Here is a 23,329-nt window from a genome sequence, read left to right as displayed (position 1 = left end):
GCCTGTTTTGCTACTTCATCCTCCGATAGTTCCGCTATGTTAGGATAGTATTCTCAATGCACCGGGAGGCGTAAGTAGCCAGGCGGACATTCTTGTCCGGCTTAAAGGTGCTGATGCCCTTGATCAGGCCGATGGTGCCGATGGAAATCAGGTCGTCCTGGTCGCCGTTGGGGGTGTAGTACTTCTTCATGATGTGGGCCACCAGGCGCAGGTTGTGCTCAATGAGGATGTTGCGGGCCTCCAGATCCCCCTGGGTCATGCGCTCCAGGTACATCCGTTCCTCCTCCGCCTTCAGGGGGCGGGGGAAGGACCCGGTGACCCCGCCGGAGAGCCGCAGGGTGAAAAACAGGCTGTTGAGGGACAGGAAAATCCAGGCTGGGAACATAATGTCACACCTCCGCTTCCACTCTATTCCCGCCGCGTCTGTCCCTATGCGCCGCCCGGCGCCCGGTGCCGGCGGCACCGGAATTGTCAGATAATTTTAAGGTTTGTGTCAGAGGAATGTAAGCCCACGGTCGCTTGAACGTCAGAAATACCTGCTATACTTCCCATATACAAAAAAAGCGCAAGCGCTTTGGGAGGTAATCTGCATGAAAAAGCGGAAGCTGGCCGTCCTGTTCGGCGGTTGTTCCTCGGAATACGACATTTCCCTCCAGTCCGCCCACGCGGTGCTCACCCACCTGGATCCGGGGAAATACGAACCGGTGCCCCTGGGCATCACCCGGGACGGCCGGTGGTTCCTCTACCGGGGCCCCTTTGACGCCCTGCTGGACGACAGCTGGCACACCGATGAGCGCCATCTGATCCCCGCCGTGATCTCCCCCGACCGGGGCGTCCACGGCCTGCTCCTGGTCGCCCCCGCCGGGCCGTCCACCGTGTACCTGGACGCCGCCTTCCCGGTGCTCCATGGCAAGAACGGGGAGGACGGCACCGTACAGGGCCTGCTGGAGCTGGCGTGCATCCCCGTCGTGGGGTGCGGCGTGCTCCCCTCCGCCCTGTGCATGGACAAGGACGCGGCCCACCGGCTGGCCGCCGCCGCGGGGGTGGCGGTGCCCCCCTCCGCCCTGTTCCGGACCGGGGAGGACATGGCCCTGCTGCCCCAGCGCACGGCGGGGCTCACCTATCCCCTCTTCGTCAAGCCCGCCCGGGCGGGCTCCTCCTTCGGCATCACGAAGGTGGATTCCCCCGAGGCCCTGCCCGCCGCCGTGGCCGCCGCCCTGGAGCACGACAGCAAGGTGGTGATCGAGGAGGCAATCCCCGGCTTTGAGGTGGGCTGCGCCGTGCTGGGCAACGAGGAGCTGACCGTGGGGCTGGTGGACGAGATCGAGCTGTCCGGCGGGTTTTTCAACTTCACGGAGAAGTATAACCTGGTCACCTCCGCCATCCACGTGCCCGCCCGGATCTCCCCCGAGAAAGCGGCGGAGATCCAGGAGACCGCGAAAACCCTCTACCGGGCCCTGGAGTGCCGGGGCTTTGCCCGGGTGGATCTGTTTCTCACCCTTGACGGGCGGATCGTGTTCAACGAGATCAACACCATCCCCGGCTTCACCGCCCACAGCCGCTACCCCAGCATGATGAAGGGGGTCGGCCTGGACTTCCCCCAGCTGCTGGACAAGCTGATCGGACTGGCGGTGGGCGCATGAGGGGCACCCTGTATCTGGTGAACCGGGCCCACCCCCTGGCTGGGGAGCCAGAGGCGGAGGCCCTGGTGCCTGTGGACGGCGGCCATTCCCGGATCATGCTCCACCAGCGTGCCAGGGTCATGCTGGAGCAGCTGCTCACCGCCGTGGGCGGCAGGGGGGCCATCGTGCCGGTGAGCGGCTACCGCCCCCGCTCCGAGCAGCAGGCCATCTGGGACGGCTCCCTGGCGGAGCACGGACAGAAATTCACCGAGACCTATGTGGCCATGCCGGGGTGCAGTGAGCACCAGACCGGCCTGGCCATCGATCTGGGGGAGAACCGGCCGGACATCGACTTCCTCTGCCCCGCCTTCCCCGACGACGGCCCCTGCGGAGAACTGCGCCGCCGGGCCGCCGACTACGGTTTTGTCCTCCGCTACCCCAGGGGCAAGGAGGATGTCACCGGCATCGGCCACGAGCCGTGGCACTTCCGCTATGTGGGCTGGCCCCACGCCCGGCTGATGGAGGAGCACCACCTGGTGCTGGAGGAGTATCTGTCGTGGCTCCACGACTTTCCCCTGGGGACGGAGCCCCTGCGGTATCAGGGCCTGGGCCGGCGGTTTGAGATCAGCTATGTGCCCGCCGGTCAGGCGCCGGAGCTGGAGCTCCCCGCCGGCCTCCCCTGCCAGACGTCCGACACCAACGAGGGCGGCGTGGTGCTGACGGTGTGGAGGGACGCGGGATGAGGGGAAACACACTGGGGGGCTTCGACCGCTTCCGCCTCCCCGCCGCCCTGCTGGTGGTGGCCATCCACACCGGCCCCCTGCTGTCGGTGAGCCCCTTTGCCAACGATCTGCTCACCGACATCTGGGGGCGGATTGCCGTCCCCTTCTTCTTCGCCGTCAGCGGCTGGTTTTTGGTGCCCCGCCTCCGGCGGGAGGGGGCGGCGGCCCTGGGGCCCTTTCTGAAGAAAACTCTGCTGCTCTATCTCCTGTCCGCCCTGCTCTACCTGCCTTTGAACCTCTATAACCACACCCTGGCGGACAGCGGGGCTTCTCTCCTGCGGGACATCTTCTTCAACGGCACCTTCTATCACCTGTGGTACTTCCCCGCCCTGGCCCTGGGGGCCTGCATCGTCTGGGCCCTGGTGCGGGGGCTGGGGAGATGGGCCTGGCTGCCCGCGGTGCTCCTCTACCTGGTGGGCCTGCTGGGGGACAGCTGGTACGGCCTCACCGCCGCCCTGCCGCCCCTGCGGGCGACCTATGAGGGGATGTTCCTCTGCTTCGACTACACCCGCAACGGCCTATTCTCCACCCCCATCTTCCTGCTGCTGGGTGGCTGGCTGGCCCAGCGGCCCCGGCGGAACCGGCCGGGCCTCTATGGGGTTGGCCTGTCGCTCTCCCTGGTCCTGCTGACGGCGGAGGGCCTGCTGGTCAAGCACTTCGCCCTGGCCCGGTTCGACGCCCTCTACCTCACCCTTCCCCTGTGCGTAGGGTTTCAGCTCCTGTGGCTGGCCGCCCTGGAGCTGCCCGCCGCCCCCGCCCTCCGGGGGTGGACGGCGGCCATCTATGTGCTCCACCCCTGGTGCATCGTGCTGGTGCGGGGCGGGGCAAGGGTGGTGGGTCTCACGGGATTGCTGGTGGACAACAGCCTGGGCCACTACGGGGCCGTGGTGCTCCTGTCCGCCCTGCTGGCCCTCCCCTTCGCACTCCATCGTCCCGCCAAGGCCGACCCCCGGGGGCGGGCGTGGATTGAGGTGGACGCCGCCGCCCTGCGGCACAACCTGTCCGCCCTCTCCGCCCTGCTGCCGGAGGGCGGGAAGCTCATGCCGGTGGTGAAGGCCAATGCCTACGGCCATGGGGATCTGGAGGTGGCCCGCATCTGCACCGGGGAGGGGATCCGGGCCTTCGCCGTGGCCACCGCCGCCGAGGGGGTGCGCCTGCGGCGGGGCGGCGTGCGGGGCACCATCCTGGTACTGGGCTGCACCGGCCCTCAGGAGGTCCCCCTGCTGGCCCGATACCGCCTGACCCAGGCGGTGGTCAGCGCCGGACACGCCCGGGCCCTGGACGCCCAGGGCCGCCGGATTGCGGTGCACCTGAAAATCGACACCGGCCTCCACCGGCTGGGCATCCCCTGGGACGACGTGGAGGGGCTGGTGGCCCCCTTCGCCTGCCGGAACCTGAAGATCACCGGCGTGTTCACCCACCTGTCCGACGCGGAGGCGCTGGACGAGGCCAGCCAGGCCCGTACCCGGGAGCAGCTCCGCCGCCTCCAGAGCGCGGTGGAGGGCCTGCGCAAGGCCGGGTTTGACCCGGGGGCGGTCCACTTTCAGGGTAGCTACGGCCTGCTCAACTACAGTGACTGCGGCCTGCTCTCCGCCTACGCCCGGCCGGGCATCGCCCTCTACGGGGTGCTCAGCCTGCCGGAGCACCGCACCCGGGCGGCGGTTGACCTGCGGCCCGTCCTCTCTCTCCGGGCCCGGGTGACCCAGTTGCACCGGCTGGAGCCGGGGGAGGCGGCGGGGTATGACGGGGCCTTCACGGCCCGGCGGCCCACGGTGCTGGCTACGCTGGCCATCGGCTACGCCGACGGCTGGCCCCGGAGCCTGTCCAACGGGACGGGCCGAGTGTTGATTCACGGCCAGCTGGCCCCCGTCGCCGGGCTGGTGTGCATGGATCAGCTGCTGGTGGACGTGACGGACGTCGACGGGGTCTCCCCCGGCGACGTGGCCACCCTGATCGGCCGGGACGGACCGGCGGAACTCACCGCCGGGCAGGCCGCCCAGGCCGCGGGCACCATCACCAACGAGCTGCTCTCCCGGCTGGGCCCCCGCCTGCCCCGGATTGTACTGGAATGACCGCAAAAAAGCCGCAGACGCACAGCGTCTGCGGCTTCAGCCTGTCGAAAAAGTCTTTTCGACAGGCTGCTGAACTTTTTGAAACTTCAAAGAAGTTTCAAAAAGTTGTTTGATCCAACGCGAAAGGGAACCCTGACGGTTCATCTCCGCGCTAAGCGCCGCCGCACAGCGGCGGTTGCGCTCCGAAACGCCCTGCGGGGCAGCCTTTCACACGATCCTTCCCTCCGAATCCTTCGGCTGGAGGGTTTATCGACAGTCTCTTTGCCTTACCGTTTTTTCCTGGGGCGGGCGTTCTTCTTGGGCTTGGCCACCGCCCAGCCCGCCTTTTTGGCGGGGCGCTGGCGGGGCTTTTCTGCACCCCTGGCCTGACCGGAGGCCGGCTTCCCTTTGGAGGCCGCCCGGCCGGCGCCCGGCTTCCCCTTGGCGGGGGCGTACTGCCCCGCGGCCTGCTCCCCCGCCTTGGCGGGCTTGTTGGGCCGGAGCAGACAGCCCTTGCCGTAGCCGATCAGATCCTCCCGGTGGGCCCGGTGGAGGGCCTCCCGCACCAGGGGGCGCTTCTCCGGCCGCTTCCACTGCATCAGGGCCCGCTGCATGGCCTTCTCGTGGGGATCCTTGGGGACGTACACCGGCTGCATGGTGCGGGGGTCGATGCCGGTGTAGTACATACAGGTGGACAGGGTGCCCGGCGTGGGGTAGAAGTCCTGCACCTGCTCCGGCTGGCGGCCGGACTTGTTCAGCCACTCCGCCAGACGGATGGCGTCGTCCAGGGTACAGCCCGGGTGGGAGGACATGAGGTAGGGCACCAGGTACTGCTCCTTGCCGTACTTCTGGTTGAGCCGCTCGTACTTCTGCCGGAACTTCTCGTACACGGCGATGTGGGGCTTGCCCATGTAGTCCAGCACGCCGTCCACGCAGTGCTCCGGCGCCACCTTCAGCTGGCCGGACACGTGGTACTTCACCAGCTCGGCGAAGAACTCCCCGCTCTGGTCCTTCAGCATATAGTCAAACCGGATGCCGGAGCGGATGAACACCTTCTTCACCCCGGGCACCGCCCGGATTTTCCGCAGCAGCATCAGGTAATCGGTGTGATCGGCGTCCAGGTTGGGGCAGGGCTCGGGGGCCAGGCAGGCCCGGCCCCGGCACAGCCCCGCCTTCATCTGCTTCTTGCAGGCAGGCCGGCGGAAGTTGGCGGTGGGGCCGCCCACGTCGTGGATGTATCCCTTGAAGCCGGGGTGCTTCGTCAGGGCCTCCACCTCCCGGAGCACGCTCTCGTGGCTGCGGGAGGAGATGATCCGCCCCTGGTGGAAGGCCAGGGAGCAGAAGTTGCACGCCCCGAAGCACCCCCGGTTGTGGGCCACGGAGAAGCGCACCTCCTCAATGGCGGGCACGCCCCCCATCTCGTCGTACATGGGGTGGGGCTCCCGCACGTAGGGCAGCTCCGCCACAAAATCCAGCTCCGCCGTGGTCAGGGGCATGGCCGGCGGGTTGACGATGAGCAGCCGGTCCCCGTGGCGCTGGAGGATGGCCTTCCCCCGGATGGGGTCGTGCTCCTCGTACTGGATCTGGTTGGCCTGGGCATAGGCCCGCTTGTCGGTGGACACCGCCTCGAAGGAGGGGCACTCCACCTTGGGATAGGCGCAGGCGGAGGGGTCTTTTGCGAGAAAGGCGGTGCCCCGCACATCGGTGATCTCCCCCACGGGGGTGCCGGAGGCCAGCCGGGCCGCGATCTCCCGGGTAGCGGTCTCCCCCATGCCGTAGACCAGCAGGTCGGCCTGGCTGTCGAACAGCACCGCCCGGCGCACCTTGTCCTCCCAGTAGTCGTAGTGGGCGAAGCGGCGGAGGGAGGCCTCCAGCCCGCCAATGATCAGCGGGATGTCCCCAAAGGCCTCCCGCACCTTGTTGGCGTAGACGATCACCGCCCGGTCGGGCCGCAGGCCGGCCCTGTTTCCCGGGGAATAGGCGTCGTCGTGGCGGCGCTTCTTGGCCACGGTGTAGTGGGCCACCATGGAGTCGATGTTGCCGCTGGACAGCATGACGCCCAGCCGGGGACGGCCCAGGGCCGTAAAGGCCTCGGCCCTCCGCCAGTCCGGCTGGGCCAGGATGGCCACCCGGTAGCCCTCCGCCTCCAGCACCCGGGAGATGATGGCCGGGCCAAAGGAGGGGTGGTCCACATAGGCGTCGCCGGTAATGATCAAAAAGTCATAGCTGTCCCAGCCCCGCGCCTCCATGTCGGCCACGGAAACGGGCAAAAATTGATTCATAGGTTTCATTCTTCCTTGGTCTCAAATCCGATATTCTTTTCCAGGATGTCCAGGGGCACCCGGGCGCCCTGCTCCTCCCCCACCTTGACAAAGCCGTGCTTCTGGTAGAACCGCTGGGCCCGGCCGTTGTCCGGGGCGCAGCGCAGGCGCAGCCTGGTGCGGCCCAGGGGGCGGAAGGTGGACACCGCCTGCCCCAGCAGCTGCACCCCCAGGCCCTGGCAGCGGAGCTGGGGCATCATATAGAAGAAGGGTATGTAGCCCACGCCCTGGGCAGCGTCCCGCTCCAGATCCAGCTGGAGAATGCCGGCGGGCTCGTCCCGCCGCATGGCCCACATGACCGCTTTGTCGGGATCCTGCCTCCAGCAGCGCAGGGCGTCCTTCACAAAGCCGTCCCCGTCGAAGGGCACCGACATGCCGTGGATGTCCCGCCAGGCCTCATGCCGGGCGGTCCGGTAGCGGTCGGCCTCCTTCTTCATGTTCAGGGGGCGGAACCACAGGTTGGCGTCGCCGCTGCCCCCGTCCCGCTCCTTCCACCACTTCTGCCGGGCCAGGGTGGAGATCTCCTCCGGCAGGTGGGAGTTGTCGTTCTCAAAGACGATGCGGGCCTGGTCCCCCTGGATCTCCAGGCAGGTCACCGCCGTGTTGTCGCTGTGGCCCAGGCCGTCCATCTCGCCGGGGCCCAGGCCACGCAGGGCAGCCTGGAGACAGCGGATGGCGGTGCCGTGGGAGAACAGGGCGATGGTCTGCCCCGGGTGGGCGGCGGCCAACTGGAACACCGTCTCTTTGATCCGGGCCTGCACCTGGGCGAAGGTCTCCCCACCCCGCACCTTGAACTCCGGGGAGCAGTGGTTAAAGCGGATCAGGTTCAGGGCGTCCTCCCGCTCCAGCGCGCCCCAGGGCTTGTCCTCCCACACCCCCACGCCGATCTCCCGCAGGCCCGGGGTGGTGTGGAGCTCCGGGCCGTGGCTGGGGTAGATGGCCCGGGCGGTGGTCATGGTGCGGAACAGGTCGCTGGAGTACACCGCGTCGATGGGCACATCGGCAAAGCGGCCCCGCAGGGCCGCGATCTGCCGGTAGCCGTTCTCGGTGATCAGGCTGTCGTACCAGCCGTGGACACGGCGGTACAGGTTTCCCTCCGCCTCCGCGTGGCGGATCAGATAAACGGTTGTCATTGCTCTGCTGCACCTCTGCATCTGAAATCCATTGGGCTCATTCCTCCAGGGCCTTCTCTACCAGCTGGAGCAGCTTTTTTGCCGGATAGGTGCGGATGCTGTGGTATTCCGAGTCATCCTTGACGCTCAGATGGAGCCGGAGCCGCCCCGTCACCGTATCCAGCACCGCGCACAGCGGCAGCGTACTTTGTGTGAACGTATAGTATGTGTCAAACAGCAGGATGCATACAGGCCCTTCAGCGGTCTCCACCGTGTAGCGGTCCACCACTGTCCCACTGCCAAAGCCGCCGTGAAGCACTGCGTCAGAAACCCGCTTCGCACATTCCTCTAACGTCAACTCCGGATACAGCTCGGCCGTGTAGTTCATCTGCCGCTCCTTTCTCAAAGCCGGTAGGGGCCCAGCGCGTCGTGGACGACGCCCTCGAAAGACTCCGCCGCGCCCCAGTCGAAGCGGAACAGGCCCTCGCCCCCGCCGCCGCTGGCGCAGTGAACCCGGGTTCTGCCCGTGAAGTCGTCCAGGGTGACGGTGAGGGTGAGCCGGTTGCCCGCCCGGTAGTAGTGCTTCTCAAACACCAGCACGATGCACCGGCCTCCGCTGGGGTGGGTGATGGCGTAGGCGTCGATCTCCTCGCCGGTGACGCTGTCGAACACCGCCTCCCGGATGCGGTTGGCGCAGTCCACCACATCCAGGGATACAAAATAGCTGTCCACTTTCCGCTTCTCCCTTCCCTCAGGCCAGGTAGGGAAACAGCTTCTGCCGCAGGGACTCGCTGTACTTCTCCGCCGCCGTCTTGCTCTCGCCGCTCTGGCCCAGAATCCCGTCGCCGCCGGTGACCGCCCAGTAGAGCCGGGTGGGCCCCTCCAGGTCGTCCAGCACCGCCGTCATGGTCAGGCGGCTCCCCGCCCGGATGAAGTATTTCTCAAAAATCAGCACCATGCCCCGCAGCGCGTCCCCCTGCCGCAGCTCGTGGCAGTCCGCCATCTTGCTGGTCAGGCCGTCCTTCTCCACCAGCTGGGACACGGTGCGGGCCGCCTCCGCCACGGTGAGGGCCAGATAGCAGGTGTTCCGCTCCATGGCGTCACCAGGGGCGCACGCCGCCGGTGAGATCGGCCACCCGGTCCAGGCCCTGGGCCTGGGCCAGCTCCGCCAGGCCGTCCCGCACCTTGACGGGGGCGTAGGGGTCGGCAAAGCAGGCGGTGCCCACTGCCACGGCGGAGGCCCCGGCCAGCATGAGCTGGGCCGCGTCCTCCCCTTTTGCCACGCCGCCCATGCCCAGGATGGGCAGGCCGGGGACGGCGCAGGATACCTCCCACACCATCCGCACCGCCACGGGGAGCACGGCGGGGCCGGACAGGCCGCCGGTATTCATCTTCAAAATGGGCCGCCGGGTGTTCACGTCGATGCGCATGCCCCGCAGGGTGTTGATCAGGGACAGGGCGTCCGCCCCCGCGTCCGCCACGGCCCTGGCGATCTCGGTGATGTCGGTGACGTTGGGGGACAGCTTCACCATCACCGGCACCTTGCCGGCGTGGGCCTTGGCCACCGCCGTGACCTCGGCGGCCAGCTCCGGCTTGGTGCCGTAGGCCAGGCCGCCGGCCTTCACGTTGGGGCAGGAGATGTTGACCTCGATCATGTCCACACCGGCCGCCGAGAGCTTCTCGCACATGACGCCGTACTCCTCCGGCGTGTTGCCGGAGATGTTGGCGATCACCGCCAGATCATGGCGGCGCAGCTCGGGCAGCTCGTGCTCGATGAAGGCGTCCACCCCCGGATTCTGGAGCCCCACGGAGTTGAGGATGCCCATGGGGGTCTCCGCAATCCGGGGTGGCGGGTTGCCCTCCCGGCGGTGGAGGGTCAGACCCTTGCAGCAGATGCCCCCCAGCTCGTCCAGATCATAGAACTGGCCGTACTCCCGGCCGAAGCCGAAGGTGCCGGAGGCCACCACAATGGGGTTTTTCAGGCGGACACCCGCCAAAACCACAGACAGATCCACCTTAGACATTCCAGTCCACCTCCCCCGCGTCAAATACCGGCCCGTCCTTGCACACGTGCTGCATGGTGCCGTCGGCCATCTGGATGGCGCAGCCCAGGCAGGCCCCCACGCCGCAGGCCATCCGCTCCTCCATGGACACCTGGCAGGGTACGCCGAATTCGGCGGCCACGGCGGCCACGTTTTTCAGCATGGGCTTGGGGCCGCAGGCCAAAACCGCTGTAAAGTCTTTATCCTTTTCTAGGATGTCCCGCACCTGGGCATCCACAAAGCCATGCCGCCCAATGCTTCCATCATCGCTGCAAAGGAATATCTCTTTACAGGATTTCTGAAAATCCTTGCTCAGCATGGCCCGGTCCGCCGACCGGAAGCCCAGCACGGCGGTGCTCCGCTCCGCCGTCCACTTGGCGCAGCCCAGCATGGGGGGCACGCCGATGCCGCCCCCCACCAGGAGGTACCGGCCCTCCCGGTCCATCCGGAAGCCCCGGCCCAGGGGACCCAGCACGTCCAGCCTGTCCCCCGCCTTCCGGCGGGAGAGCCACTCGGTGCCCTCCCCCCGCACCTCAAAGACGATGCGGAGCAGATTCTCCTCCCAGTCGCAGATGGAGATGGGGCGGCGGAGCAGGCGGCTGTGGCCGCACTTCACATGGACAAACTGGTCCGGCCCCTCGGGCGTCATGCCCTCCGCCTCCAGGGTGAAGGAATAGGCAAATGCATTGAGGCGCACCGCCTCCACCACGGTACAGTTTTTTTGAATCGGCATGGGTCAAATCCCCCTCTGTCTTTCTGTTGGCCGGCTTATCCGAAGGAGACAAACCGGCAGATATCGTCCCGCATGGCGATGGCGGCGTTCCGGGCCGCCTCCTGGTAGTCCTCGCCGTTCTTTCCGGTCTTCTGCCAGGCGCAGATGATGCCCCGGGATGAGTTGACGATGGCGCCCTTCCCCCCATCCTGGAAGGCGTACTGCACGTCCTCGGCGGTGCCGCCCTGGGCGCCGTAGCCGGGCACCAGCAGGAAGGTGTGGGGCATGCGGGCGCGGAGCTTCTGCAGCTCCTCGGGGTAGGTGGCCCCGGCCACCGCGCCGGCCCGGGTGTAGCCGTACCTGCCCTGGGTGCCCGCGCCCCACTTCTCGATCAGATCGGCCATGAGGCCGTACACCGTGTCGTTGTCCCCGGCGGTGACGTTCTGCAGCTCACCGGAGCCTGGGTTGGAGGTCTTGGCCAGGATAAACACGCTCTTGTCCCGCTCACCCGCCACCTTCAGGAAGGGGTTGACGCTGTCCGCCCCCATATAGCCGTTGAGGGTGACGCAGTCGGCGTTGAAGCCCTGGCACAGGGTCTCCCCCACCTTGGTGGCGCCCAGCCAGGCGTCGGCATAGGCCTCCGCCGTGGAGCCGATGTCCCCCCGCTTGATGTCGGCGATGACGTACATGCCCTTCCCGTGGGCGTAGCGGATGGTCTGCTCCAGCGCAATCATGCCGTGCCAGCCCAGCCGCTCGTAATAGGCGGACTGGGGCTTGACGGCGGGGACGATGTCGCACAGGGCGTCGATGAGGCCCTTGTTGAACTGGAGCACGGCGTCCGCCGCCCCCTCCAGGGTCTCGCCGTACCTGCCGTAGGACTCCCTGCGGATATGCTCCGGCACATACTCCGGCTTGGGATCCAGGCCCGCCACCGTGGGATTTTTCAGGGCAATGATCTTCTCCTGCAGTACATCAAAGGACATGATTTATTCTCCTTCCCGGTAGACGACCCGGCCGCCTACGATGGTATATTTGACTTTTCCCTTCAGGGTCTTGCCGCCGAAGGGGGTGTTGCGCCCCCTGGAGGCGAACTGGCTGGGCTCCACCACCCACTCCTCATCCGGATCGAAGATCACCATGTCCCCGTCCGCCCCGATGGACAGCCGGCCCTTGGTGGGCAGGCGGAGGATGCAGGCCGGGTTGATGGTCATCTTGCGCAGGATGTCGGACAGGTTCATCTCCCCCGTGTGGTAGAGGTAGGTCAGGGTCACCGCCAGGGCGGTCTCCAGCCCCACCATGCCGCTGGGGGCCTCGGTGAGGGGCTTTGCCTTCTCCTCGGCGGAGTGGGGGGCGTGATCGGTGGCGATGGCGTCGATGGTGCCGTCCTTCAGGCCCTCGATGATGGCCTCCACGTCGGACTTGGTGCGCAGGGGCGGATTCACCCGGGCCAGGGAGCCCTGGGAGAGAATCTCGTCCTCAGTGAGGGAGAAATACTGGGGGCAGGTCTCGCAGGTGATCTGCACCCCCTTGCGCTTGTACCGCCGCACCAGAGCCACCGACTTGGCGGTGGAGATGTGGCAGATGTGCACCGCGCCGCCGGTCTCCTCCGCCAGCATGGCGTCCCGGGCCACCATCAGCTCCTCGGCGATGGCGGGCCGGCCGTTGAGCCGCAGCTGCCGGGACACCCGGCCCTCGTTCACCGCGTAGTTCTTCACCATGTCCGCGTCCTCACAGTGGGACAGGATGGTCAGGTTCTGCCGGTGGGCCAGGATCAGCCCGTCCCGCATGAGGTTGGCGTTCTGCACCGGCACCCCGTCGTCGGACAGGGCCACCGCCCCGGCCTCCTTCAGCGCCTCGAAGTTGGTGAGCTCCTGCCCCGACTCCCCTACCGTCACCGCCCCGATGGGCCATACGTGGACGCCGCAGGCCTTGGCCGCCTTCTGCTTTACGTAGTCAATCCGCTCCGGGCTGTCGGTGGCGGGCCGGGTATTGGGCATGCAGGCGATGGAGGTAAAGCCCCCGTGGGCCGCCGCCGCCGCCCCGGTCTCGATGGTCTCCTTGTACTCAAAGCCCGGCTCCCGCAGGTGCACGTGCATATCCACCAGCCCGGCGCACACCACCAGGCCGCTGGCGTCAATCACCTGGGCGTCCGGCTCGCTGATGTTGCTGCCGATCATCGCCACCCTGCCGTCCTCCAGCAGGACGTCCATAACGCCGCCGATGCCGCCCACCGGATCCACCAGCCGCCCCTGCCGAATCAACAGCTTCACGAGATCACTCCTTTCTTCACGAAAAAACGCTTCCCTGCGCCCCATGGCGCACACAAAAAGAGGAGAACACAGGCGCGCTCCCGTCTCCCCTCCTCGATCATCTCTTTCTTCTGGTATTATACCTTGAAAGCGATGGAAACACAATATTTAGCAGCGGTTTTTTCCGCGCTCCCGGCCATACTATTTCCGGACGCAGATCTGGAAGGGGGCGAATCACAGTGACCAAGCATGCGTTTCTGGAGGGCATGGGCCTGGGTGTTCTGGCCGGCGCCGCCATCGGCATGGCGGTGGCCGCCCGGGGGATGCAGAACCCCGACGTGCGCCGGGCCGCCCGGAAGGCCGGCCGGCGGATGAGCCACATGAAGGCCGAGCTGGCCGATACGCTGGGGCTGTAAGCCCGGCGGGCACAGGAAGGGGGGCGCCGCTTTCGCGGCGCCCCCCTGGTGATTCGCTGCCTGCCTCCGCTTACGCGTTGACCTTGGTGATGGCGGCCAGGAGCAGCCGGCTGCCGTGCTGGAGGAACTCCTCCCGGGACAGGCCGATGGCGGTGCCGATATACTCCTCCCGCAGCTCTGCGGTGTGCACCATGCCGGACAGGGCCGACCAGAACAGCAGCACCGTCTCCATGGGGGGCAGCTGGGAGCGCACCGCCCCCTCCGCCGCGCCCCGCACCAGGAAGGCGGCCAGCTCCTCATTGATCTCGCCGTTCACCCGCTGGATGTCGGCCACGCCCTTCTTGGCCTCGTCCGACGCCTGGGACAGGGGCATGGCCCCGGTGGCCGCGTCGTAGGCCGTGGGATTCTCATCATAAAAGCGGACAATGGCCCGGCACACCGCGTCATAGGCCTGGTACCAGTCGCTGTGGCTCTCAATGGCCTCGTGGATCTTCTTTTTCAGCAGCACCATGCCGCTGAGGAGGATGGCGTTGATGATCTCCTCCTTGCTCTGGAAATAGACATACAGGGTCGCCTTGCTGTACTCCGCCTCCCGGGCGATGTCGTCCATCGTCGTCTTTTCCGTCCCCTTCTCTGCAAACAGCCGCTCAGCCGCCGCCAGGATGGAACCGCGATGAAACTCGGTCAATGCCTGTTTTTTGCTCATCTCTATCATTCCAGCCTTTCAGATTTACATATCAAACTTTTGGTTTAAGAAATGATATCATGATTTTTGTTTTATTGCAAGGGCCTTTGCAAATTTTACACGCCCTGCCGGGCGCAAAAAGGCCGGGGGATATTATAATGGAGCCGGGGCAAAAAAGCAACACCGGATTGCGCCCCCTTCGGGGGAATTTTTCAGATCATACAGGAAGGCCCCCGCCGGCGGCGGGGGCCCCTTGTTTACTCGTCGGCGGTGATGGTGTAGCCGCTGAGATCGATGCGGAAGGTATAGGTGGCTGCCACGTTGTCCTGGGAGCCGTCGCTGGACAGGAAGGCGATGGTGTAGTCAAACACGCCGCCGTCCTTCAGCTGGTAGACATCCTCCGCCTGCTGGGCGAACACGGCGCCCCACTTGAAGTAGTAGTTGTCGCCGTCCTTTGTCCACCAGCCGGAGCCGGCGTTGGCGCCGGTGGAGCTGGGCATGGCCCAGGTGTTCCACTTGCCGCCGTTGACGGAGCGGGCGATCTTGTCGAACTGGAGGGTGCCCTCCCCCAGGGCCTGAGGCACGGAGTAGTACACGGTGTACTCGCCGCCGCCGCCCATGGCGGCCACCTGGGACTGGGTCAGCTCTCCGGAGCCGCCGTTCTCCACCAGGGCGGTGGAGCCGTCAAAGGACAGGCCCTCGGCGGTGGAGGAGACCCCGGCGGGCAGCTGGTGGGTGGACACGGTGACGCCGGTCAGCTCCGGGATGTCCACCCGGACGCCGGACAGATCCACCTCGTAGCGCACCGCCTCCCGGCCGTCCCACTGGAGGGTGATGTGGGTCTTGGGGGTGAGGGCGGCGGCGTTGATGAAGAACACCGCGTACTTGCCCTCGCCGATGGCGGGGTTCTCGGTCACGCTGGTGCTCTGGCCGGCCTCACCGCTGGCCTCGGTGCCGAAGGCATAGTGGAAGGTGTCCCCCTCATAGCCCTCGGGGGCCTGGAAGGCCACGCCCACCCAGGCGCCCTTGCCGGCGCCCTCGCTCTGGTGGACGGGCACCACCTCGTCGGTGGACAGGGCCACGCGGACAAAGTCCTCGCCGGCGCGCTTGACGGCCTTGGCGGTGACGGCGGGCAGCTGGGTCTCAGGGCTGTCCTGATCCACGGGACGGACGCCCACCACGCCGGACACCTTCTCCACACCGCCGGTGACGGTGTCGCCGTCGCTGTCGGTGGGCGGGGTCACGCCCTCGGCCACCTCCACGGCGTCGGGCTGCCGACCGTCCATCACCACGTCGTCGGCGTGTACGCTGGCCTTGGAGATGGAGCCCTGGTTGTCCACCTTCACGGCGGCCCGGGCGTTGAGGGCGCTGACGGAGGCATCCGCGCCCACGGTCACGGTGCCGTCGGCCCTGTCCACGGTCAGCTCCGCCACCTGGGAGGCGCCCTCCAGGGACACGGCGGCGCCCTTGGTGTTCACCCACAGCTCGCCGGCCACGGTGGAGTCCTTCACGGTCAGCCTGGCCTCGCCGGCCTTGGGGGCCACGATCACGCCGCCGTCCACGTCGGCGGCATCCACGGTCACGCTGTCGGCGGCCACCAGCACGATGCCTTCCACGTCGCCGGTGACGGAGGCGCCGTCCTGGTCGGCGTACTCGGCCACCGCGTTGTCCAGCAGGGTGACCACGGAGCCGCGGGTGATGCTGGCGCCCAGGGCCAGCCTGCTGCCGCCGATGCCCTGGACAATGCCGGCGTCGGCCATGGCATCGATGTAGCCCACAGACCAGTCGGCGGCCTCATCGCCGTCCACGAAGTTGGACAGGTCGGGGTTCTGGCTGGGGCGGATGCCCATGGCCCGGGCGAAGAGGACGGTGGCCCGCTCCCGGTTCATGGGTTCCTCGGCGTTGCAGTTGGCGCCGTCGCCCTCCAGAATGCCGGCGGCGGTGAGGCGCAGGATGTAGGGGGCGTACCACTCGTCGCCCTTCAGGTCGGCATAGGGGTTCTCCACCGTCTCGGTGTAGCCCATGGCCCGGCAGAGGATGGCGGCGAACTCGGCCACCGTCATGTTGGCGTCGGGGCGCATGCCCCGGCTGTCGCCCTCCACGATGCCGTGGGCGTGCCACCGCTCGAAGGCGGCCTGGCTCCAGTGGCCGTCCAGCTCGGGCAGGGAGCCGGCGGTGTTGCCCTGGGCCGCCGAGGCCAGGGGGGTGGTCAGGGAGGCCGTCAGGGCCAGGGACAGCAGGGCGGCAGGGATTTTCTTCATACTTGGTTGTGCTCCTTTGTGTTCAACTCCCCGTCGGGCCGGTGGGCCGTCCCGTCGGGCTGTGCCGTTATCATATATAAACACTATGATATTTGCAATGCTGAACTTCTGGAAGCGCAGGCAGCGGCTGGTCGGCGAAATTTTTTGCAGAACCGGGAACCAAACCGGCCTCAGATTGATCCATAAGGACAATCGGATTGCTTTTGGGCTAAAACATGCCACTGGTATGTTTCCAGCCTGTCAAAAACCATTTTCGACAGGCTGCTGAACTTTGTAAAACTTGAAAAAAGTTTCACAAAGTCGTTTGATTCAACGAGAAAGGAAACCTTGATGGCTCCCTGCGCGGTCGATTTTTGCATGCCGGATACAACTTGCCGCTACCATGGGCCCCCGTACCAGGAGCCGGGGGCGAAGCCGCCGGGGTCACGCCTTGAGGGACGGGCGCGCGCATAGATGCGCCCCTACAGGATCCACAGGGGGAGTCCCGCCGCACAAAACAGCGCCCCGGAGGCGATTGCCTCCGGGGCGCACGGTTTTTCTCTCAGAAATCCAGGGGATCCACGTCCACCGGGTGGGTCTTGCGGTACTCCTTCGTCCACTGGGTCACCCGGAAGATCGTCCACAGGTCGGAGACCCCCTCATAGATGAGCACGGCGCCCAGGAACATGACCAGGGCCTCGGCGGCCAGGAAGGGCTGGAACACGATAAACGCCCCCAGCGCCACCGAACCCACGGAGAGCCACAGAGGGATGTTCCACCGGACGTAGGCCATGCGGCGCAGCTCCAGAGCCCGTTTCAGGTTGACCAGCCCGTCCACCACGATGAACAGGCCCAGGATCACGGGCAGGATGGTAGCCACGATGGCGGGCCGCAGGAGGAACAGCAGGCCCAGGGCGGCGGCGATGATGCCCAGCAGCAGCTCAAAGACAAAGCTGCCCTGCCGGCTGTCCCGCAGGAAGAAGCTGACCACGGTGACCACGCCGTAGGCCAGCAGCACGCCGCCGAAGGCGTAGCAGAACACCACGGCGCTGACGCCGGGCCAGAGCAGCAGCACCAGGCCCAGAATGACATAGAGGATCGCGGCCAGCAGAAAGCTGACCTTCATGGTGTGGAAGAACTCCCGCACGGAGCATCCCCTCCTTTTCCCCTCTAGTATAACCCGGCGGCGGGCAAAAGTCACTGGACAAAAGGCCGTTCCTGTCCAGTCAGGGCTTGTTTGAAAATTGGCGATGTGTCCAGCGGCGAGGGATTTTGGGCCGCTGGCAAGCAATTTTTTCGCAGGAATCCTGACGGATTTCAAGGAAAAATTGCGCCGTCCAGGGGGCAAAAGGCCCGCCGATTGGGCATGTTGACATGTTTCAAACAAGCCCTAGGCCCAGTTTTTGCACACGTCGATCCACCCGGCGCTGTTGGACAGCTCTGAGAGCTCGTCGCAGGTCAGGCGCACGGCGGAGGCGGCGTTGCCGGCGGCGGGATAGACGATGTCGAACCGCTTCAGGGACACGTCCAGGTATGTGGTCACGTCAGGATTGGTGACGCCGAAGGGGCACACGCCGCCCACGGCGTGGCCGGTGTAGGCGAGCACCTGGTCGGGGGTGAGCATGGTGGCCTTGGTGTGGAACTGGGCCTTGAACTTGGGGTTGTCGATCTTGGCGTCCCCGGCGCAGACGATGAGCACGCAGCCCCCGTCCACGGCGAAGGAGAGGGTCTTGGCGATGCGGGCGCTCTCACACCCCACGGCCTGGGCGGCCAGCTCCACCGTGGCGCTGGATACGTCGAACTCCCGGATGCGATCCTCAAAGCCCTTCTCCCGCAGGTAGGCCCGGGCGGTCTCAATAGACATGTCAGTCCGCCCCCTTCTTGGCCTGGGCTTTGGCCAGGAACTTCTCGTTCTGGATCACAAACCGCTGGTGGACGCCCTTGCCGATGGGGCCGGCGTCGTCAAAGGCGGTGACGGCGAAGGTGAGCTTGCGGCCGTCCACGGCGGTGAGCTCCGCCTCGGCCCACACCTTCATGCCCACGGGGGTGGCGGCGTCGTGGCTCACGTCCAGGTGGGTGCCCACGGTGCCCTCCCCCTCGTTCAGGCCGGCCTGGACGGCATTGACAGCGGCGTTCTCCATCAGGGCGATCATCTGGGGGCTGGCGAATACGGGCAGCAGGCCGCTGCCCACGGCGGCGGCGGTGTTCTCCTCGGTGACCACGCACTGGGCGCGGCCCCTGGCTCCAACTTGCAGTGACATGGGGATGCTCCTTTCGGGATGTTCAGAATATCCCTATTTTACAACATCCGCCCGGCCCTGACAAGAAAAAACTGGAGCCGCGGCCATGGTGCGCGGCTCCAGTTTTTCAAACGGGGTGGATCACGCCGCAGGCGATGCGCGCCCCGGCGCCGCCGGTGGGCTGGCTGCGGTAGTCGTCGGGCAGGGCGTGGAGCACGGCGGAGCGCCCCACCACCTGCCCCGGCGTGAAGCGGCCTGTGTAGTTCACCGAGAAGGCCCGGCCGCCGCCGGACAGCAGCACAGGCAGATCCCCCGCGTGGTCGGGGTGGCGGCGCCCCGCCGGGTTGAAGTGGCCGCCGGCCCCCAGATAGGCCACGTCTCCGCCGGTGCGGCAGGAGCCGAAGGCGTGGATATGCAGGGCAAAAAAGCCGTCGCCGGGCAGGCCGACGGCCCGGGTGAGCACCAGGGTGCCCCCCTGCCAGGGGTAAAACAGCATCTCCCCCAGCAGCCCGGGGTGGGCGTCGCTCCCCCGGAGCAGGGCCCGGGCGGCGGGGCGCCCCTCCAGCAGGACGCCGGGCAGCGGGCCGGAATGGTCGGACATGGCTCTGCCTCCCTTCTCCCCCATCCTATGCGGCGGAGGGGCGCGGCGGTTCGGCCCCAGAAGGCGGTTTGGGCGAGCGCCGCTGCGTAGGCAGCAAAAAAGGATCAGCCGCATCGGCTGATCCTTTTTTATTACACAGCGCGGGTGACCTTACCCGAACGGAGGCATCTGGTGCACACGTACACGTGCTTGGGCGTGCCGTTGACAATCGCCTTGACGCGCTTCACGTTGGGCTTCCAAGGGCGGTTGGAGCGGCGGTGGGAGTGGGAAACCTGGATGCCGAACACAACGCCCTTATCGCAAAACTCACATTTGGCCATTCGCTATTACCTCCTCGCTCGTCAGGATCGCTTACTAAAGCATCGATTGATATAATAACAGAGCCCGGCGGGAAATGCAAGCACTTTTTTTCAAAACCCGACTTTTTTTCGTCCGGCTTGCAAAGGGACGGGCTGTGGTGGTATACTAAACCAAATAAAGGAGGGAGCGCCAGTGGACAGCCTGTACAGCGTCAAATTGGGAAAATTGATCCGGGAGTTCCGCCTGGAGGTGCTGCGGGGCGCCGCCGGATATGAAGACCGGCCCATCCGCACCGAGAACGTGAACCGCCCGGGGCTCCAGCTCACCGGCTTTTTCGACTACTTCGACCCCGACCGGCTCCAGGTCATCGGCCGGGTGGAGGACACCTTCCTGTCCGGCCTGACAGCGGAGCAGCGGCGGGTCAGCTTTGAGCAGCTCTTGTCCCAGGACATCCCGGCCCTGATCATCTCCCGGGGCATCGACCCCTACCCCGAGTGCATGGAGATGGCGGACAAGTATGACCGGACGGTGCTGCGCAGCCAGGACACCACCTCCGTGCTCATGAGCAACATCATCGCCGCCCTCAAGTCCTACCTGGCCCCCCGCATCACCCGCCACGGGGTGCTGGTGGAGGTATACGGCGAGGGCGTGCTCCTGCTGGGCGAGTCCGGCGTGGGCAAGAGCGAAACCGCCATCGAGCTGGTCAAGCGGGGCCACCGCCTGATCGCCGACGACGCGGTGGAGATCAAGCGCAACGTCACCGACCGGCTGGTGGGCACCGCGCCGGAGCTGATCCGCCACTATATCGAGCTGCGGGGCATCGGCGTCATCGACGTGTGCCGCCTGTTCGGCATGAGCGCCGTCAAGGACGAGGCGGAGATCGACATGGTCATCAACCTGGAGCCCTGGAAGGACGGCACCATGTACGACCGGCTGGGCCTGGAAAACCTGTACACCACCATTCTGGACATCCAGGTACCCTCCCTCACCGTCCCGGTGCGGCCGGGCCGCAACCTGGCGGTGATCATCGAGGTGGCGGCCATGAACAACCGCCACAAGAAGATGGGCTACAACGCCGCTGTGGAGTTCACCAAGCAGATCAACGAGCACTTTGACCAGGCCATGAGCGCCCAGTTGGGCGATAACTGAGCAAGGGTCCGCTCTCCCCTGCCGCCCTATGACATTGAGAGATCGAGAGCCAGTCAAAAATGCCGTTCCGCGCTGCGGGACGGCATTTTTTCGGCCAGGTGTCACATTTCTCCCCTCTGGTGTGTATGTTAGGTGAACGCGTTCCAAACCATACAGAGAGGAGGGTGCCCATGGCGGAGCCAGACAAGGAGGCCCTGGCAGAGCGGCTGGTGGAGCTCTATTCCGACAAGCTGCTGCGGCTGGCCTATTCCATTTTGAACTCGGTGCCCGACGCCCAGGACGTGTGCCAGGAGGTGCTGCTCAAACGGCTGGAGCACCCCGGCACCTTTGAGAGCCCGGAGCACGAGGCGGCGTGGCTGGTGCGGGTGACGGTGAATACCTGCAAGAACCTGCGCCGCAGCCCCTGGCGCACCCGGACGGTGGGGCTGGAGCAGGTGGCGGAACCCGCCGCGTTCCAGCCGGAGGAGGGCGGCGTGCTGGAGGAGGTTCAGAAGCTGCCCGCCAAGTACCGGGAGGTGCTGGTGCTCTATTACTACCTGGGCTACGACACCAACGAGATCGCCGCCCTGCTGAACCTGCGGCCGGAGGCGGTGCGCGCCCGCATGAGCCGGGCGCGGAGGCATCTGAAAACAGAACTGGAGGGACAGGGCTATGGCAGGCTATCGGGATGAGCTGGAGAGGCTGGGCTTTTCCGGAGAGGAAAAGGCGGAGCTGGCGCGCCGCCTGGCGGCGGGGCGGCCCACGGCGGAGAGGCGGCGGATGCGCCTGCCCTACCGGGGGCTGGTGGCCGTGGTGGCGGCGGTGTCCCTGCTGGTCGGGGCCGCCGGGGCGGCCTCCCTGGCCGGGGTGTCCCCGGCCTTCCGGGAGCTGTTCGGCATCACCAGCGAGGAGCAGGTGCAGAACCTGGGGGTTGTGCACCTGAACCAGGTGTTTGAGGACAAAAACGGCTCCGGCGCCACCATTACCGTGAAGGAGACCGTGGCGGATTCGGAGCTGTTCTACGCGCTGGTGGAGTTCGCCGCCCCGGAGGGGACGGTGCTGCCCGAGCCGGACCAGGTGGAGGAGGGCCTCAGCCGCGCCAGGCTTTGGGGAGATCCGGACGGCGAGGGGCTGGAATGCTGGTTCTACAGCGATAAGGCCTGTACAAAGATGGTCAGTGTTGGGGACAAGGGCTATGGCTTTGACTATGTGGAGGACAGCGACCCTGCGGATAACAAGATGAACTTCCTTCTGCGTGTAGAGTGCGGGGAAAGCCTGCCGGAAGAGGGGGGCTACTGCCGGGTTACCGAGATCCAATCTCTGTTCATGTGGCTCCAGGGAGTATGGACGCCCACGGTGGAGGATATGGACTTTGAACTGGTGATCCCGCTGCCCGAGTGCAGCGGCTACAGCTTCGAGGGGCGCAGCGGGGTCAACCTGGGGGGCGTGACGCTGGCGACGGTGGACGATCTCACCATCTCCCCCATCTCGGTGACCTTTGACCTGATCATTCCGGACGAGGCGGCCTATGAGGCGGCCCTGGCCGAGCACGGCCCCTGGGAGGCCTATATCCTGCTCCTGGACGGCACCCGGGTGGACGCGGAGTTCCAGCTATCCCTTGACCAGCGGGACATCTCCGAGGAACCCGGCGAAGAGGGGTGGGTCTACTTCCGCTCGGAGCACGTGCGCCTGGCCCTGGAGCACCCCATTGACGTATCCCAGATTTACGACATCGTCTTTGTGGGGGATAACACCAAGGTGTATGATGGCGTGGAATCCGGCGAGACCGTGTACTTTTCCTTCCTGCCCTCCCGCTTCTCCAACGCCACCTTTTGGGACGAGGTCAGTGGGCGCTGGCGGAACGACCAGGATCAGGAGACGGACACCGGCGCACCGCCCATCTCCACCTCCGTCCCCGCGGAACCGGCCCATGCCGACACCCCTTGATCAGACCACCATTCCCCAAGGGAGGCCCGGATGATATCCGGGTCTCCCCTTTTTCCCGGATTTTTTCCTTTTGGATTGGAAAAAATCCTTGCAAAAGGGGGAACACTGTGGTAGAATACCAGAGCATGTGATTACGCACACCCGCGGGACAGGGGGCCAGGTGCTTTCCAGCGATGGGAGGTTGGCCGGCCCTGGAGGAACCGGGTGGAGGAATCAACAAATAAAGGAGGAAATTATCCATGGCAGTCGTATCTATGAAGCAGCTTCTCGAGGCGGGCGTCCACTTCGGCCACCAGACCCGCCGCTGGAACCCCAAGATGGCCACCTATATCTACACCGAGCGCAACGGCATCTATATCATCGACCTGCAGAAGACCGTGAAGAAGCTGGAGGAGGCCTACAACTTCGTCCGCTCTCTGGGCGAGTCCGGCCAGACCCTGCTCTTCGTGGGCACCAAGAAGCAGGCCCAGGAGGCCATCAAGGAGGAGGCCACCCGCTGCGGCGGCTACTACGTCAACGCCCGCTGGCTGGGCGGCATGCTCACCAACTTCAAGACCATGCGCGGCCGTGTGGATCGTCTGAACCAGCTGAAGAAGATGCAGGAGGACGGCACCTTCGACATGCTGCCCAAGAAGGAAGTCATGAAGCACCTGGGCGAGATCGCCAAGCTGGAGAAGTACTTGGGCGGCGTTGTGGAGATGAAGAAGCTCCCCGGCGCGCTGTTCGTGGTTGACCCCCGCAAGGAGCGCAACGCCATCAACGAGGCCCGCAAGCTGCACATCCCCATCGTGGCCATCGTGGACACCAACTGCGATCCCGACGAGATCGACTATGTCATCCCCGGCAACGACGACGCCATCCGCGCCATCAAGCTGATCTCC

24 protein-coding genes and 1 pseudogene are annotated in these 23,329 nt (G+C 66.0%); 8 read left to right on the top strand and 17 right to left on the bottom strand.

Annotation, left to right across the window (positions count from 1 at the left end; genetic code table 11):
* Nucleotides 1-40: 40 nt before the first annotated feature.
* Nucleotides 41-385 (bottom strand): annotated as a pseudogene (locus QZ378_RS06095) (sigma-70 family RNA polymerase sigma factor); the annotation flags it as partial.
* 205 nt (nt 386-590) lie between these two features.
* On the opposite strand from QZ378_RS06095, the gene vanG reads away from it, so the two are divergent.
* The 3 genes from vanG to vanT are packed head-to-tail and all read left to right on the top strand — an operon-like array spanning nt 591 to nt 4,476.
* Nucleotides 591-1,643, top strand: a complete 1,053-nt coding sequence (gene vanG, locus QZ378_RS06090) for a D-alanine--D-serine ligase VanG (RefSeq protein WP_291257659.1) — start codon at nt 591-593, stop codon at nt 1,641-1,643.
* Nucleotides 1,640-2,365 carry a M15 family metallopeptidase gene (locus QZ378_RS06085; protein ID WP_291257658.1) on the top strand — a complete coding sequence of 242 codons (726 nt, stop codon included), beginning with the start codon at nt 1,640-1,642 and terminating at the stop codon, nt 2,363-2,365. Before vanG ends, QZ378_RS06085 begins: the two co-directional genes overlap by 4 nt.
* Nucleotides 2,362-4,476: a serine racemase VanT catalytic subunit gene (gene vanT, locus QZ378_RS06080; protein WP_291257657.1), complete on the top strand. Its 2,115-nt coding sequence runs from the start codon at nt 2,362-2,364 to the stop codon at nt 4,474-4,476. The genes QZ378_RS06085 and vanT overlap by 4 nt, the downstream gene beginning before the upstream one ends.
* Before the next feature lie 266 nt (nt 4,477-4,742).
* Here vanT and QZ378_RS06075 read toward each other — a convergent pair whose 3' ends face one another.
* The 9 genes from QZ378_RS06075 to QZ378_RS06035 are packed head-to-tail and all read right to left on the bottom strand — an operon-like array spanning nt 4,743 to nt 12,912.
* Complete coding sequence (locus tag QZ378_RS06075; RefSeq protein ID WP_291257656.1) at nt 4,743-6,737, bottom strand: YgiQ family radical SAM protein; 1,995 nt, start codon at nt 6,735-6,737, stop codon at nt 4,743-4,745.
* A gap of 5 nt (nt 6,738-6,742) precedes the next feature.
* Nucleotides 6,743-7,909 carry a bifunctional histidine phosphatase family protein/GNAT family N-acetyltransferase gene (locus QZ378_RS06070; protein WP_291257655.1) on the bottom strand — a complete coding sequence of 389 codons (1,167 nt, stop codon included), beginning with the start codon at nt 7,907-7,909 and terminating at the stop codon, nt 6,743-6,745.
* Nucleotides 7,910-7,946: 37 nt separating this feature from the next.
* Nucleotides 7,947-8,276, bottom strand: coding sequence for a hypothetical protein (locus tag QZ378_RS06065; RefSeq protein ID WP_191529880.1), 330 nt, complete (start codon nt 8,274-8,276; stop codon nt 7,947-7,949).
* A gap of 14 nt (nt 8,277-8,290) precedes the next feature.
* Nucleotides 8,291-8,620 carry a DUF6054 family protein gene (locus tag QZ378_RS06060; RefSeq protein WP_291257654.1) on the bottom strand — a complete coding sequence of 110 codons (330 nt, stop codon included), beginning with the start codon at nt 8,618-8,620 and terminating at the stop codon, nt 8,291-8,293.
* 19 nt (nt 8,621-8,639) lie between these two features.
* Nucleotides 8,640-8,984: a DUF6054 family protein gene (locus tag QZ378_RS06055; protein WP_291257653.1), complete on the bottom strand. Its 345-nt coding sequence runs from the start codon at nt 8,982-8,984 to the stop codon at nt 8,640-8,642.
* Between the two features lie 4 nt (nt 8,985-8,988).
* Nucleotides 8,989-9,912, bottom strand: coding sequence for a dihydroorotate dehydrogenase (locus QZ378_RS06050; protein ID WP_291257652.1), 924 nt, complete (start codon nt 9,910-9,912; stop codon nt 8,989-8,991).
* The gene (locus QZ378_RS06045; RefSeq protein ID WP_291257651.1) at nt 9,905-10,663 is read right to left on the bottom strand and encodes a dihydroorotate dehydrogenase electron transfer subunit; all 759 of its coding nucleotides are present in this window, start codon (nt 10,661-10,663) and stop codon (nt 9,905-9,907) included. Before QZ378_RS06045 ends, QZ378_RS06050 begins: the two co-directional genes overlap by 8 nt.
* A gap of 35 nt (nt 10,664-10,698) precedes the next feature.
* A complete protein-coding gene (pyrF, locus tag QZ378_RS06040) occupies nt 10,699-11,625 on the bottom strand; it encodes an orotidine-5'-phosphate decarboxylase (RefSeq protein ID WP_191529872.1) in 927 nt (308 codons plus the stop codon).
* Nucleotides 11,626-11,628: 3 nt separating this feature from the next.
* Nucleotides 11,629-12,912, bottom strand: a complete 1,284-nt coding sequence (locus tag QZ378_RS06035; protein ID WP_291257650.1) for a dihydroorotase — start codon at nt 12,910-12,912, stop codon at nt 11,629-11,631.
* A gap of 218 nt (nt 12,913-13,130) precedes the next feature.
* Between QZ378_RS06035 and QZ378_RS06030 the strand changes: the two genes are divergently transcribed.
* Entirely contained in the window at nt 13,131-13,307 is a 177-nt protein-coding gene (locus QZ378_RS06030) for a hypothetical protein (protein WP_191379024.1), read from the top strand.
* Between the two features lie 70 nt (nt 13,308-13,377).
* Here the strand turns inward: QZ378_RS06030 and QZ378_RS06025 are convergent, their stop codons facing one another.
* The 7 genes from QZ378_RS06025 to rpmB form a co-directional block, all read right to left on the bottom strand.
* Complete coding sequence (locus QZ378_RS06025; protein ID WP_087236343.1) at nt 13,378-14,013, bottom strand: TetR/AcrR family transcriptional regulator; 636 nt, start codon at nt 14,011-14,013, stop codon at nt 13,378-13,380.
* A gap of 236 nt (nt 14,014-14,249) precedes the next feature.
* Complete coding sequence (locus QZ378_RS06020; RefSeq protein ID WP_291257649.1) at nt 14,250-16,253, bottom strand: S-layer homology domain-containing protein; 2,004 nt, start codon at nt 16,251-16,253, stop codon at nt 14,250-14,252.
* 541 nt (nt 16,254-16,794) lie between these two features.
* Nucleotides 16,795-17,379 (bottom strand): HdeD family acid-resistance protein, encoded by a 585-nt coding sequence (locus tag QZ378_RS06015; protein ID WP_191379020.1) that lies wholly within the window; start codon nt 17,377-17,379, stop codon nt 16,795-16,797.
* 243 nt (nt 17,380-17,622) lie between these two features.
* Nucleotides 17,623-18,096 carry a YbaK/EbsC family protein gene (locus tag QZ378_RS06010; protein ID WP_291257648.1) on the bottom strand — a complete coding sequence of 158 codons (474 nt, stop codon included), beginning with the start codon at nt 18,094-18,096 and terminating at the stop codon, nt 17,623-17,625.
* 1 nt (nt 18,097) lies between these two features.
* The gene (locus QZ378_RS06005; RefSeq protein WP_191379018.1) at nt 18,098-18,493 is read right to left on the bottom strand and encodes a thioesterase family protein; all 396 of its coding nucleotides are present in this window, start codon (nt 18,491-18,493) and stop codon (nt 18,098-18,100) included.
* A 106-nt stretch (nt 18,494-18,599) separates the two neighbouring features.
* Nucleotides 18,600-19,073: a superoxide dismutase family protein gene (locus tag QZ378_RS06000; protein ID WP_291257647.1), complete on the bottom strand. Its 474-nt coding sequence runs from the start codon at nt 19,071-19,073 to the stop codon at nt 18,600-18,602.
* Between the two features lie 131 nt (nt 19,074-19,204).
* Nucleotides 19,205-19,393 carry a 50S ribosomal protein L28 gene (gene rpmB, locus QZ378_RS05995; protein ID WP_033116638.1) on the bottom strand — a complete coding sequence of 63 codons (189 nt, stop codon included), beginning with the start codon at nt 19,391-19,393 and terminating at the stop codon, nt 19,205-19,207.
* Nucleotides 19,394-19,565: 172 nt separating this feature from the next.
* Here rpmB and hprK point away from each other — a divergent pair, with 172 nt between their 5' ends.
* The 4 genes from hprK to rpsB all read left to right on the top strand — a co-directional run.
* Nucleotides 19,566-20,522 carry an HPr(Ser) kinase/phosphatase gene (gene hprK / locus QZ378_RS05990; protein ID WP_191529862.1) on the top strand — a complete coding sequence of 319 codons (957 nt, stop codon included), beginning with the start codon at nt 19,566-19,568 and terminating at the stop codon, nt 20,520-20,522.
* Nucleotides 20,523-20,692: 170 nt separating this feature from the next.
* A complete protein-coding gene (locus QZ378_RS05985) occupies nt 20,693-21,193 on the top strand; it encodes an RNA polymerase sigma factor (RefSeq protein ID WP_291257646.1) in 501 nt (166 codons plus the stop codon).
* The gene (locus tag QZ378_RS05980) at nt 21,174-22,448 is read left to right on the top strand and encodes a DUF4179 domain-containing protein (RefSeq protein WP_291257645.1); all 1,275 of its coding nucleotides are present in this window, start codon (nt 21,174-21,176) and stop codon (nt 22,446-22,448) included. Before QZ378_RS05985 ends, QZ378_RS05980 begins: the two co-directional genes overlap by 20 nt.
* A 239-nt stretch (nt 22,449-22,687) precedes the next feature.
* A partial coding sequence (rpsB, locus tag QZ378_RS05975; RefSeq protein ID WP_291257644.1) for a 30S ribosomal protein S2 occupies nt 22,688-23,329 on the top strand: 642 nt, incomplete at its 3' end.

Source organism: Flavonifractor sp., from assembly GCF_019422385.1.
Taxonomy (GTDB): Bacteria; Bacillota; Clostridia; order Oscillospirales; family Oscillospiraceae; genus Flavonifractor; species Flavonifractor avistercoris.
Note: the sequence above shows the minus strand (reverse complement) of the source record. Positions and strands in the feature narration are given on the sequence as shown.

What these genes read in the sequence shown, in the direction of transcription:
- QZ378_RS06050 (WP_291257652.1), bottom strand. Translation starts at nt 9,912, where the DNA reads ATGTCTAAGGTGGATCTGTCTGTGGTTTTGGCGGGTGTCCGCCTGAAA.
- QZ378_RS06045 (WP_291257651.1), bottom strand. Translation starts at nt 10,663, where the DNA reads ATGCCGATTCAAAAAAACTGTACCGTGGTGGAGGCGGTGCGCCTCAAT.
- QZ378_RS06010 (WP_291257648.1), bottom strand. Translation starts at nt 18,096, where the DNA reads ATGTCTATTGAGACCGCCCGGGCCTACCTGCGGGAGAAGGGCTTTGAG.
- QZ378_RS06075 (WP_291257656.1), bottom strand. Translation starts at nt 6,737, where the DNA reads ATGAATCAATTTTTGCCCGTTTCCGTGGCCGACATGGAGGCGCGGGGC.
- QZ378_RS06055 (WP_291257653.1), bottom strand. Translation starts at nt 8,984, where the DNA reads ATGGAGCGGAACACCTGCTATCTGGCCCTCACCGTGGCGGAGGCGGCC.
- QZ378_RS05980 (WP_291257645.1), top strand. Translation starts at nt 21,174, where the DNA reads ATGGCAGGCTATCGGGATGAGCTGGAGAGGCTGGGCTTTTCCGGAGAG.
- QZ378_RS06085 (WP_291257658.1), top strand. Translation starts at nt 1,640, where the DNA reads ATGAGGGGCACCCTGTATCTGGTGAACCGGGCCCACCCCCTGGCTGGG.
- QZ378_RS06065 (WP_191529880.1), bottom strand. Translation starts at nt 8,276, where the DNA reads ATGAACTACACGGCCGAGCTGTATCCGGAGTTGACGTTAGAGGAATGT.
- QZ378_RS06000 (WP_291257647.1), bottom strand. Translation starts at nt 19,073, where the DNA reads ATGTCCGACCATTCCGGCCCGCTGCCCGGCGTCCTGCTGGAGGGGCGC.
- rpmB (WP_033116638.1), bottom strand. Translation starts at nt 19,393, where the DNA reads ATGGCCAAATGTGAGTTTTGCGATAAGGGCGTTGTGTTCGGCATCCAG.
- QZ378_RS05985 (WP_291257646.1), top strand. Translation starts at nt 20,693, where the DNA reads ATGGCGGAGCCAGACAAGGAGGCCCTGGCAGAGCGGCTGGTGGAGCTC.
- QZ378_RS06020 (WP_291257649.1), bottom strand. Translation starts at nt 16,253, where the DNA reads ATGAAGAAAATCCCTGCCGCCCTGCTGTCCCTGGCCCTGACGGCCTCC.
- vanT (WP_291257657.1), top strand. Translation starts at nt 2,362, where the DNA reads ATGAGGGGAAACACACTGGGGGGCTTCGACCGCTTCCGCCTCCCCGCC.
- QZ378_RS06025 (WP_087236343.1), bottom strand. Translation starts at nt 14,013, where the DNA reads ATGAGCAAAAAACAGGCATTGACCGAGTTTCATCGCGGTTCCATCCTG.
- pyrF (WP_191529872.1), bottom strand. Translation starts at nt 11,625, where the DNA reads ATGTCCTTTGATGTACTGCAGGAGAAGATCATTGCCCTGAAAAATCCC.
- vanG (WP_291257659.1), top strand. Translation starts at nt 591, where the DNA reads ATGAAAAAGCGGAAGCTGGCCGTCCTGTTCGGCGGTTGTTCCTCGGAA.
- QZ378_RS06070 (WP_291257655.1), bottom strand. Translation starts at nt 7,909, where the DNA reads ATGACAACCGTTTATCTGATCCGCCACGCGGAGGCGGAGGGAAACCTG.
- QZ378_RS06005 (WP_191379018.1), bottom strand. Translation starts at nt 18,493, where the DNA reads ATGTCACTGCAAGTTGGAGCCAGGGGCCGCGCCCAGTGCGTGGTCACC.